This is a genomic window from Actinomadura montaniterrae, assembly GCF_008923365.1.
GTDB classification, from domain to species: domain Bacteria; phylum Actinomycetota; class Actinomycetes; order Streptosporangiales; family Streptosporangiaceae; genus Spirillospora; species Spirillospora montaniterrae.
In genome coordinates, this window is sequence record NZ_WBMR01000287.1 from 1 (window position 1) to 10047 (window position 10047).

Here is a 10047-nt window from a genome sequence, read left to right on the forward strand (position 1 = left end):
GCTCCCAATAGACGATTGGGTTGATAGGCCGGGTATGGAAGCGCGGTAACGTGTGGAGTTGACCGGTACTAATAGGCCGAGTGGCTTGAACACACTGAACGTTCAAACCAAATCGCTGTTGTGTGGAGTGTTCGCGTCCCTGTGTGGTTCCCAGGAAACAACCGGGAATCCCGTGTTGATAAGTGAAGATCCTGAGTCTGCTGCTTGGGACGTCGAGTTTGCCCACCCGAGGGTTGGGTGGTGCGTGAGGCGTTCGGTGGTTATGGCGGAGGGGAAACACCCGGTCCCATTCCGAACCCGGAAGTTAAGCCCTTCAGCGCCGATGGTACTGCATGGGAGACCGTGTGGGAGAGTAGGACACCGCCGGACATTTATTGGTCGAGGGTCGCACCCCGTTTTCCGGGGGCGGCCCTCGACGCATGTCATGGCCCTGCCGAAGTAGGCTGCAGGAGTCCACGAACCACCATCAAGAACAGTGACGGACGTGATGAGCGCGGAAGAGGACGGCCGCAGCGACGACAACCGCGGGCGGCGGGGGAAGAACGGCGGGCGGAGCGCGCCCGGCCCTCGTGGGGGCACCGGCGGGTCCGGCGCACGCGGAAGCGGCGGTCCTCGCGGATCCGCGCCACGCAACGGCGGTCCGAAGGGCGGCGGAGGCCGTCCCGGCGCCGGTGGCGGCTGGAAGGGCCGCGACGGCCAGGGGCGGCGAAACGATCGGCCCTCCGGGCGCCCGTTCCGGGGGAACGACGACCGCCGCGGTGGCGAAGGAGCGCCGCGGGAGCGGCGCGATGACCGTTTCGGCGGTGGGCGCGGCGGTGAGCGCGGACAGGGACGGTTCAACGGTCCCGGTGGCGAGCGCCGGAGCGCAGGGCCGCGGGATGAGCGACGTTCCGGCGCGGCCGGCGGCCAACGTGGCGGGAAGCCGGGCGGCCGGGACGACCGGCGCTTCGGTGACCAGCGTGGCCCTCGCACCGGGCAGGGCGGACCCCGCACCGGGCAGGGCGCCGGCGGCGGTGGTCGCTTCGGCGGCGGCCAGGGCCCGCGTAGCGAGGGGCGCGAGCAGCGCTTCGGCGGCCCTCGGGGCGAGCGCCGCGACGACCGCTTCGGTGGCCCGCGTGGTGGTCAGGGGCCGCGCGGTGATGGCCGTGAGCAGCGTTTCGGTGGTCCGCGCGGTGAGCGTCGCGACGACCGTTTCGGTGGTGGCCAGGGGCCGCGCGGTGAAGGCCGTGAGCAGCGCCCTGGTGGTCCTCGTGGTGAGCGCCGTGAGGGCGGCTTCGGTGGTCCCCGGGGCGAGCGCCGTGAGGGCGGTTTCGGGGGCGGTCGTGGGCCGCGTAGCGAGAGCCGGGGCGGTCGCCCTGGCGGGCCGCGCGGTGAGGCGCGCTCGGGCGGGCCTCGCGAGTCCCGGCCCGGTGGCCGGCAAGGCGAGCGCAGGTTCGAGGGCCGGCCGAAGGACCGCCGGTTCCAGGACCGCGACGAGCGCGGTGGACGTGACGGCGGCCGTCCAGGCGGAGGGTTCCGCCAGGAGCGGCCCGGCGGACGCCGGTTCGAGGGCGACCGGGAGCGGCCGCGTGGCCAGCGCGACGGCGGGTTCCGCGGTCGCGGTCCCGGCCGCCCCGAGGAACGGGGCGGGCGCCCGCACGGTGCGGGACGCGGCCGTCCCGACATGGGCGAGCGGGAGCGTCCGGCGCCCAAGCACGACGATCCGCTGCTGCCCGACGACGTCACCGGCGAGGAGCTGGACGCCGAGGCGCGCGCGGAACTGCGGACGCTGCCCAAGGACCTCGCGGAGCGTGTGGCGCGGCATCTGGTGATGGCGGGACGGCTGTCCGAGGACGAGCCGGAGCAGGCGTACAAGCACGCCCGAGCCGCGCGCCGGCTCGCGTCCCGTGTCGGCATCGTCCGCGAGGCCGCCGGGATCGCCGCGTACCAGACGGGGGAGTGGGCGGAGGCGCTCGCCGAGCTGCGGGCGGCCCGCCGCCTCGGCGCGGGCGACGACTCGTACCTGCCCGTCATGGCGGACTGCGAGCGGGGCATGGGACGACCCGAACGCGCCCTCGACGTGATCAAGTCGCCGGAGGCGGACCGGCTCGACCCGATGGGACGGGTGGAGCTGCGGATCGTGGAGTCGGGCGTTCGCCGCGACCTCGGCCAGTACGACGCGGCCGTGGTGACGCTGCAGATCCCCGAGCTGCGCGACCGGCGGTTGAAGCCGTGGTCGGCGCGGCTCTTCTACGCCTATGCCGACGCGCTCACGGAGGCGGGACGCGGGGACGAGGCGTCCGACTGGTTCGCCCGGGCCGCGGCGGCGGACCGCGACGGCGAGACCGACGCCGCCGAACGCTACGCGGAACTCGAAGGCCTCCACATCCTCGACACCGAAGAGGACGAAGAGGACGCCGAGGAGACCACTGCGGAGACCGCCGAGGCGCTCGGCTCGGAGGAGGAGCCGGAGGGCGGGGTCGCGGGCGCCGGCGACACGACGGCACCGCCGGCGGAGCCGGTCGCGGACGTGCCGGAGATCGTCACGGCGACGGACATCCAGTTCAAGCCCGCCGATCCGGAGATCCTGGAGCCGGTGCCGGAGGAGGCGCCCGAGGCGCCCGCGGTGTTCCTCGAGCCCAAGACCGTCGAGCCCGAGCCGGATCTCGACCAGGCCGCCGCCGAACCCGCACCCGAACCCGAACCCGAGCCCGAGGCTCCGGCGGAGGCTCCGGGCGATGAGGAGCCGAAGGACGGCGACTGACGACCGGCTGTGCCGGGCCTCCGGACGCGCTGTGAGCGGCCCGTCCGGAGACCCGGCCCGGCCGGCCCGATGACCGGATAGTCAGAAAGAACCGAAAAACGATCTTTCGTCGGGGTTCGCGGCTAGGCTGTGCCGCATGACGGCCGGCGAGGAAGAGATCGCCCCCACGGGCATCGACGTCACGACCCCGCACATCGCGCGGATCTACGACTACTGGCTCGGCGGCAAGGACAACTTCGCCTCCGACCGGGCGGCCGCGGAGCAGGTGATGCTCGCGACGCCGACGATCAAGCCGGGCGTCACCGCGAACCGGGCCTTCCTGAGCCGCGCCGTGCGCGCGATGGTCGGGGAGGGCGTCACCCAGTTCCTCGACATCGGCACGGGGATCCCCACCGCGAACAACACGCACATGGTCGCGCAGGCCGCCGACCCCGAGTCCCGGGTGGTGTACGCGGACAACGACCCGATCGTGCTCGCGCACGCGCGGGCGCTGCTGTCCGGCGTGACGGCGCCGACGTCGTTCGTCGACGCCGACCTGCGCGACACGGGCCGGATCCTGGAGGAGGCCGGGCGCCTGCTCGACTTCGAGCGCCCGGTGGGCCTGCTGCTGATCGCGGTGCTCCACTGCATCCCGGACGACGACGATCCGCGCGGCATCATCGGCACGCTGTTGGAGGGCCTCGCGCCCGGCAGCTTCCTCGCCATCACGCACCCGGGCATCGACCAGCTGCCCGAGCAGATGGCGGCCGCGGAGGACGCCCTCACCAAGGCGATGGGCTTCCGTGTGACGTTCCGCACCCATGAGGGCGTCAGCGCGTTCTTCTCGGGGCTCGACCTTCTCGAGCCGGGCGTCGTCCCGGTCCAGGACTGGCGTCCCGACGCGGACGCGTCGCCGTCGCCGACGACCGGCATGTGGGGCGGCGTCGCCCGGAAGCGGTGACGAACGGCCCGCGGGTCAGCGGGTGAGGAACCAGGGGGATCGAGCCGGGAATCCGCGCGGCGATCTTCAGGACCCGGCCGGGCAGGCCGGCGGGAAGTTGCCGAACGCCTCGCACGGCAGGATCACCAGGCGGGAGATCCGCTGGTCGAGCCCGTGCGCGGTGAGGAACAGGGCGCCGCCCCAGTCGGAGCGGACGAGCGTGACGTCCTCCAGGCCGAGGGCGTCGAGGAAGGCGGCGACGACGCGGACCTGGCCGCGCAGCGTGAGGTCCGCGCCCGGCTTCATCGGACGGCGGCGGGGGTCAACCAGCTGGCCCGTGCCGCGGACGCGCCCACCGTGTCGATCTACCAGCACTTCAAGGGCGGGAAGCGGGACGTCGCGGCGGCCGGCGAGGTGATGGCCGGCCGGGTCGAGGAGGGCGCCCGCCGCCTTCGTCGCCGCGCTGGCGGACCGGGCGGGAGCCGGCGCGTCCGGGCACGGCGAGGCAGTTATTCGATAGTGTGTCAATAACTTTGATCGGCGGCCCGCGCCGCGAGGCCGCGCCCGCTGCGACGGAAGGGCCGCGCCATGGCCGACGACAGCATGTCCGACTTCGCCTGCGGATCCTTCGCGCACGGCGGCGCGTCCCACCGCGTGTTCCGGTCCGGGACGGGGCCCGCCGTCATCGTGATGGCGGAGATCCCCGGCATCACGCCGAAGGTGCTCGCGTTCGCCCGGCGCGTCCGCGACCTGGGGCTGACCGTCGTCCTGCCGGACCTGTTCGGGACGGCCGGACGCGACCCCGACCCCGCCGCGCACGGCTGGTCCGGCACGATCGCCTACGGCGTCCGCGCCATGGCCCCGCTCTGCGTCCGGCGCGAGTTCACCAAGCTCGCCACCGGGAGGACCTCGCCGATCGTGACCTGGCTGCGGGCGCTGGCCGCGCGCGAGCACGCGGCGTGCGGCGGGCCCGGCGTCGGCGCCGTGGGCATGTGCTTCACCGGCGGGTTCGCGCTGGCGATGGCCGCCGACGACCGGCTCCTGGCGGCCGTGCTGTCGCAGCCGTCGATGCCCCTGCCGGTCACCCGCGCGCAGCGGCGCACGATCGACATCGCGCCCGCCGACCTCGCGGCGGTGAAGCGGCGCGCCGCGGACGACCTGACGGTGCTCGGCCTGCGGTTCCGCGGCGACCGGCTCGTCCCCGGCGAACGGTTCGCCTTCCTGCGCCGCCAGCTCGGCGACGCGTTCGTCGCCGTGGAGCTCGACGACTCCGCCGCGAACCCGGACGCCCTGCTGAGGCCGCACTCCGTCCTCACCGAGCACCTCATCGACGAGCCCGGCCAGCCCACCCGCGACGCGCTGGAGCAGGTCCTGGAGCTGTTCCGGTCCCGGCTGCTCCAGCCGGACGGCGACGGCCCGCCCGCCGAGGAGATGGACCAGGTCCCCTAGCCCGCGCCGCTCAGGCGTGCCGGTCCAGGGCGTGCATGATGCCCGCGACGTTGTTGGCCGGGCCGTTGAGGACGTCGTACTTGGCGGCCAGTTCGGGGTCGAGGTCGGCGCTGTTGATCGCGTAGCGGTCCTTGGTGCGCTCCACCACCATCGCGACGGCGTGGTCGAGTTCGAGGCCCTGGTCCTTGGCGGCGCGGACGGCGTCCACCCACACGCGCAGCTCCTCGGCGGAGCGTTCCAGCGTGCTCTCGACCTCGGTCACCGGGCCGTAGTGCGCGAACAGCAGCCGCTGCGGGCCGAGGTCGCGGAACCTCCCGAGCGACGCCAGCGCCGTGTCGAGGTCGAAGTCGGGCGGCGGGGTGGCGGGCCGGACGTCCGCCGTCTCGGGGATGTAGATGCCGGCGGCGTCGCCCACGTACAGGTCGCCGGTGCCGGAGTCGACGAGCCCGACGTGGTGCTTGGCGTGGCCGGGGGAGTAGTGGGACTCCAGGCGGCGGCCGCCGCCGAGGTCGATCACGCCGGTGTCCTCGACGGCGCGGATCCGCGCGGAGTCGGTCGGCTTCAGCTCCCCGAACAGGGCGTCGAGGGCGTCACCCCACACCATCCGGGCGCTGCGCATGAGACGGGACGGGTCGGCGAGGTGCCGGGCGCCCTTCTCGTGTACGACGATCTCGGCCCGCGGGTACAGCGCGGCGATGTCGCCGACGCCGCCCGCGTGGTCGAGGTGGATGTGGGTGACCACCACGCTCGCGAGATCGTCCGCGCCGACGCCGAGCTCGTCCAGCGCGCGCCGCACGACGGGCGCCGATCCGGCGGTCCCGGGCTCGATCAGGCACGGCCGGTCGGCGAGGACCAGGTACGCGGCGGTGATGCCGGAGTGGCCCGCCAGCAGCGTGTCGATCTCGTAGACGTCTCCGCCGAGGGGCGTGATGTTCGAGGAGTCCATGGGCAGATCATCGCCCCCGGCGTCCCCGCGCGGCCACCCGGGGCGACCGCACGGTCAGCGCAGGCGGCCGGCGGCGTGCAGGTCGTCGAAGATCAGCTGGTCGACCGGCGACACCCGGTCGCGGTCGGCGTACCCGAGCCAGGCGACCTCCTCGATCTCGCTGCTCGGCGCGGGGGTGCCGGAGTACTCGGCGGTGTAGCAGGTCATCCGGACGGTGACGCCGCCGGCGTGCCCGTGCGCCTGCGCCTCCCAGGTGCCGAGGTGAGCGACCGTGTCCGGCAGGACGTCGACGGTCAGCTCCTCCTTGACCTCGCGGACGAGCGTCTGCGCGTCGGACTCGCCCGGCTCGCGCTTGCCCCCGGGCAGGTAGTAGACGTCCTTGCCGCGCGAGCGGGTGCTCAGGATCCGGCCGCCGTCCAGCAGGATCCAGGCGATCTTGTCGATGGTGCGGCCGGTCATCGCCCGCCTTCCGGGTCGAGGAGGCGCAGGACGAGTCCCGTCCTGGGCTTCGGTCCGAACGAGGTGGACTTGCGCGGCACCCGCTCGCCGCCGTTCGCGACGGCGAGGACGTCCTCGACCTTCAGCGGGTTGAGGACGACGGCGGTACCGCCCGCGCGGCGGGCCCGGTCGAGGGCCGCGGACGGGTCGTCGTGCACGACCTCGATGGCGTTCTCGTTCTCCGGGACGTTCCACAGGTCCCCGATGAGGAGGTGGTCGAGGATCGCGGTGTCCAGGCGGCGCCAGCGCGGGGAGTGCTCGGACGGCATCACGCGGGCCAGCGCCGCGGGGTCGGGAGCGGTGAGCAGGTGCAGCGTCTCGCCGCCGCCGAGCAGGAACGCGGGGCCCTGCGCCTCGCCCAGCGCGCACACGGCCCTGTTCTCGTCCTCGAACTCGGTGACGTGGAAGGCGCGGCGCGCGCGCTCGACGGCGTCGGCGGGACCCAGGCCGGGCAGGACGCGGTGGATCGCGCCGAGATGCGGCGGGAACCGCGTCGAGTCGACGAGCAGCGCCAGGCCCCGGTCCCACGGGCCGGGACCGTCGCCGAGGGCGTGGTGGCGCGCCTGCAGGGCGCGGTACGTAGCGTAGCGGTGGTGGCCGTCGGCGATCAGGGCCTGCTTGCCGCGCAGGTCGGCGGAGACGCGGGCGTGCAGCGCCGGATCGGCGATCCGCCACAGCCGGTGCGTGAGCCCGTCGTCGGCGTGGAAGCCCAGCAGCGGCTCCTCCCGCGCGGCGTCGTCGACGAGCCGGGCCGCGTCGCCGCCGCCCTCGTACACCAGGAAGATCGGCTCCAGGTTGGCGCGGGCCGCCGCCATCAGCGCCAGCCGGTCGCGGACCGGCCCGGGGAACACGTTCTCGTGCGGCAGCACGACCCGGTCGGCCTCCGCCCGCAGCCCGAGCGCGCCGATCAGGCCCCGCTGCAGGACCGTCCCGTCCTTGGCCGCCTCGTACACGTACAGGGCCGGATCGGGGTCGGTGGTGAGGACCCCCTCGGCGAGCCAGCGGCGCAGCGTCTCGCCCGCCTCCCGGTAGCTCTCACCGGCGGCCCGCGGCATGTTCAGCCGGACGATGTTGTGCCCGCCCCCCGACAGCAGCCGGCCGACCTCCGCGTCGTCCACCAGGTCGTACGGGGGCGTGGTCACCGCGGCCAGGTCGCCCGCCGCCTCGGGGGCGAACCGGACGCCGCGGAACGGCGCCAGCTCCAGGCCGCCGCCCGTCGCGGGCCCCGCGGCCCCGAAGATCCGGGCGCTGAACTGTTCCGGTCCGAGCCCGGAGGGGAGGTCGTCGTCCACTGTGGGCATGGTAATCAGCGACGGGCCCCCGCGCGTCGGCCGGGTACCGTCGTGGTGATCAAGGTCCGATGGGAGGTCCACATGAGTGTTGAAGGACCGGGACGCCCGGACGATTCCCAAGGCGACGCCCCCGGCGAGCATCCCGCCGCCCCCGGAGGAGGCGTCTACGAGTGGTACACCCGGGGGCTGGAGCTGCTCCGCTCCGGGAGCGCGTCGGCCGCGCTGCAGCTGCTGATCAGGGCGGCGGAGGCCGAGCCGGCCTCGCACAGCATCCGGGAGGCGCTCGCCCGGGCCCAGTTCGGGGCGCGGCAGTTCGGCGCGGCGGCCGAGAGCTTCCAGAGCATCGTCGAGGAGGAGCCCGCCGAGGACTACGCCCGCTTCGGGTTAGGGTTGTCGCTCAGCCGGATGGGCGACTTCGAAGGCGCGGTCGAGCATCTCGCGCTCGCGGCGGCCATGCGTCCGGAGAACCAGGACTACGCACGGGCGCTGCGGCACGCCCGGGCGACCCTCGCCTCCCGCAGGTGACCCCCTCCCCGCCAAGTCCGGCCCCCCGATCAAGGCTGTGCCCCCGAACGAGTTGTGGCCCCCCGATCCCGAGGAGCGTGCGATGAAGGGCAGTGACCGTCCCCTGAGCGAGGCGTACGACGTCGCCCTGCTGGACCTGGACGGCGTCGTGTACGTCGGGCAGCGGCCCGTCCCGGCGGCGGCCGACTCGCTCGCCAAGGCCCGCGCGGCGGGGCAGCGGCTGGCGTTCGTGACCAACAACGCGTCCCGGACGCCGTCCGCGGTGGCGGCGCTGCTCAACCACGTCGGCGTCCCCGCGCAGGCCGACGACGTGGTGACCTCCGCGCAGGCCGCCGCCCGGCTGCTGGCCGAGCGGCTGCCCGCCGGGTCGGAAGTGCTGGTCGTCGGCGGGATGGGGCTGCGGCACGCCCTGTACGCGCGGGGCCTGCGGCCGGTGTCGGTGGCGTCCGGACGTCCCCCGGCGGTCGTGCAGGGCTACGACCCGCGGCTGTCGTACGGGCTGCTGTCGGAGGGCGCCCAGGCGGTGAGCATGGGCGCCCTGTTCGTCGGCTCCAACCGCGACCTGACGATCCCGGGCGGCGGCGGTCCGCTGCACCCCGGGAACGGGGCGCTACTGCGCGTGATCAGCGCGGCGACCGGCGTCGAGCCGATCGTGACGGGCAAGCCCGAGCGGCCGCTGCACCACGAGTCGATCCTGCGGACGGGCGCCGAGCGGCCTCTCGTCGTCGGCGACCGGCTCGACACCGACATCGAAGGCGCCCACAACGGCGGCGCCGACAGCCTCCTCGTCTTCACCGGCGTCACCGGCCACCTGCAGGCCCTGACCGCGCCGCCCGAGCACCGCCCCACCTACCTGGCGCACGACCTGACCGGGCTGCTCGTCCCGCACCCCGAGGTCGCGCGCGACGGCGCACGGCACTCCTGCGGCGGCTGGACGGTGACCCGGGACGGCGACCGGTTCGACATCACCGGCTCGGGCGAGCCCTACGACGGCCTGCGCGCCCTGGCGTCCGCCGCCTGGCAGGACGCGGCCCCGCCGGCGGCGGAGGCGCTCAGCGGCGCGCTGGACGCCCTCCGGCTGCCCCGGCTCCGCTGAGCGGCGCGGTCACGGCGGGCCGGGCCTCACAGCAGCCGGCGCAGCCGCAGCAGGTCGAACACGCTCGCCTCGACCTTGAGGCGCCCGGCCGCCCACGCCTTGGCCGGGTTCAGCTCGTCGTGCGCCATGGCGACCAGGTCGTCGCTGTCAACCGTCAGCCGGACCTGGGCCGAGTCCGGGTCGGCGGCGCGCTCGAACGGGTCCAGGCCGCCCGCGTGCAGCCGCGTCCGGTAGACGAGCCCGAGATCGGGGATGCGGCAGCTGATGGTGCGCTCGACCACGTGCTCGGCGAGCCGGTCGGCGTCCACCTCCGCCAGCCGCTCCGCGATCCGGTCGAGCGCCGTCCGGCAGTCGTCCTCGTTCGCCATGGTCAGGCCGTTCCCCGTTCGATCGGCAACGATGTCGTCCAGGGACGGTAGCGTTCGCAGTGGGCGCGCGGCGACTCGCCGCCCGCGCCGGGGAACCAAGGGGAGGTACACGTGATGTCCGACGAGCCCGCGGCGACGCCCGGAGCGGCGCCGGTCCCGCCGGCCGAGGCCGGCGGCGCGGAGCCGGGCCTCCCGGCCGCGCCGCCGCCCG

General features: G+C 74.5%; 11 protein-coding genes and 2 rRNA genes. 7 read left to right on the forward strand and 6 right to left on the reverse strand.

Features of this window, described 5'->3' with window-relative positions; translation table 11 throughout:
• Window positions 1–93 (forward strand): 23S ribosomal RNA (locus tag F9B16_RS45570); the annotation flags it as partial.
• Between the two features lie 159 nt (window positions 94–252).
• Window positions 253–369 (forward strand): 5S ribosomal RNA (gene rrf / locus F9B16_RS45575).
• Between the two features lie 97 nt (window positions 370–466).
• Here the strand turns inward: rrf and F9B16_RS45580 are convergent.
• On the reverse strand, window positions 467–1696 hold the full coding sequence (locus tag F9B16_RS45580) for a hypothetical protein (protein WP_151546512.1): 1230 nt from the start codon (window positions 1694–1696) through the stop codon (window positions 467–469).
• Here F9B16_RS45580 and F9B16_RS45585 point away from each other — a divergent pair.
• Window positions 1664–2743, forward strand: coding sequence for a hypothetical protein (locus F9B16_RS45585; RefSeq protein WP_225992523.1), 1080 nt, complete (start codon window positions 1664–1666; stop codon window positions 2741–2743). The genes F9B16_RS45580 and F9B16_RS45585 overlap by 33 nt on opposite strands.
• Window positions 2744–2879: 136 nt before the next feature.
• Window positions 2880–3683 (forward strand): SAM-dependent methyltransferase, encoded by an 804-nt coding sequence (locus F9B16_RS45590; protein ID WP_151546513.1) that lies wholly within the window; start codon window positions 2880–2882, stop codon window positions 3681–3683.
• A 66-nt stretch (window positions 3684–3749) separates the two neighbouring features.
• Here the strand turns inward: F9B16_RS45590 and F9B16_RS45595 are convergent, their stop codons facing one another.
• Entirely contained in the window at window positions 3750–3968 is a 219-nt protein-coding gene (locus F9B16_RS45595) for a hypothetical protein (RefSeq protein ID WP_151546514.1), read from the reverse strand.
• Between the two features lie 282 nt (window positions 3969–4250).
• Here F9B16_RS45595 and F9B16_RS45600 point away from each other — a divergent pair, with 282 nt between their 5' ends.
• On the forward strand, window positions 4251–5111 hold the full coding sequence (locus F9B16_RS45600) for a dienelactone hydrolase family protein (RefSeq protein WP_151546515.1): 861 nt from the start codon (window positions 4251–4253) through the stop codon (window positions 5109–5111).
• Window positions 5112–5121: 10 nt separating this feature from the next.
• Here F9B16_RS45600 and F9B16_RS45605 read toward each other — a convergent pair whose 3' ends face one another.
• The 3 genes from F9B16_RS45605 to F9B16_RS45615 are packed head-to-tail and all read right to left on the reverse strand — an operon-like array spanning window position 5122 to window position 7856.
• Window positions 5122–6057, reverse strand: a complete 936-nt coding sequence (locus tag F9B16_RS45605; RefSeq protein WP_151546516.1) for an MBL fold metallo-hydrolase — start codon at window positions 6055–6057, stop codon at window positions 5122–5124.
• A gap of 54 nt (window positions 6058–6111) precedes the next feature.
• On the reverse strand, window positions 6112–6516 hold the full coding sequence (locus F9B16_RS45610) for an NUDIX hydrolase (RefSeq protein ID WP_151546517.1): 405 nt from the start codon (window positions 6514–6516) through the stop codon (window positions 6112–6114).
• Window positions 6513–7856: a DUF1015 family protein gene (locus F9B16_RS45615; protein ID WP_151546518.1), complete on the reverse strand. Its 1344-nt coding sequence runs from the start codon at window positions 7854–7856 to the stop codon at window positions 6513–6515. Before F9B16_RS45615 ends, F9B16_RS45610 begins: the two co-directional genes overlap by 4 nt.
• A gap of 72 nt (window positions 7857–7928) precedes the next feature.
• Here F9B16_RS45615 and F9B16_RS45620 point away from each other — a divergent pair, with 72 nt between their 5' ends.
• A complete protein-coding gene (locus tag F9B16_RS45620; protein ID WP_151546519.1) occupies window positions 7929–8372 on the forward strand; it encodes a tetratricopeptide repeat protein in 444 nt (147 codons plus the stop codon).
• Window positions 8373–8454: 82 nt separating this feature from the next.
• Entirely contained in the window at window positions 8455–9468 is a 1014-nt protein-coding gene (locus tag F9B16_RS45625) for an HAD-IIA family hydrolase (RefSeq protein ID WP_151546520.1), read from the forward strand.
• A gap of 26 nt (window positions 9469–9494) precedes the next feature.
• On the opposite strand, the gene F9B16_RS45630 is transcribed toward F9B16_RS45625, so the two are convergent.
• Window positions 9495–9836: an SCP2 sterol-binding domain-containing protein gene (locus tag F9B16_RS45630; protein WP_151546521.1), complete on the reverse strand. Its 342-nt coding sequence runs from the start codon at window positions 9834–9836 to the stop codon at window positions 9495–9497.
• Window positions 9837–10047 lie beyond the last annotated feature (211 nt).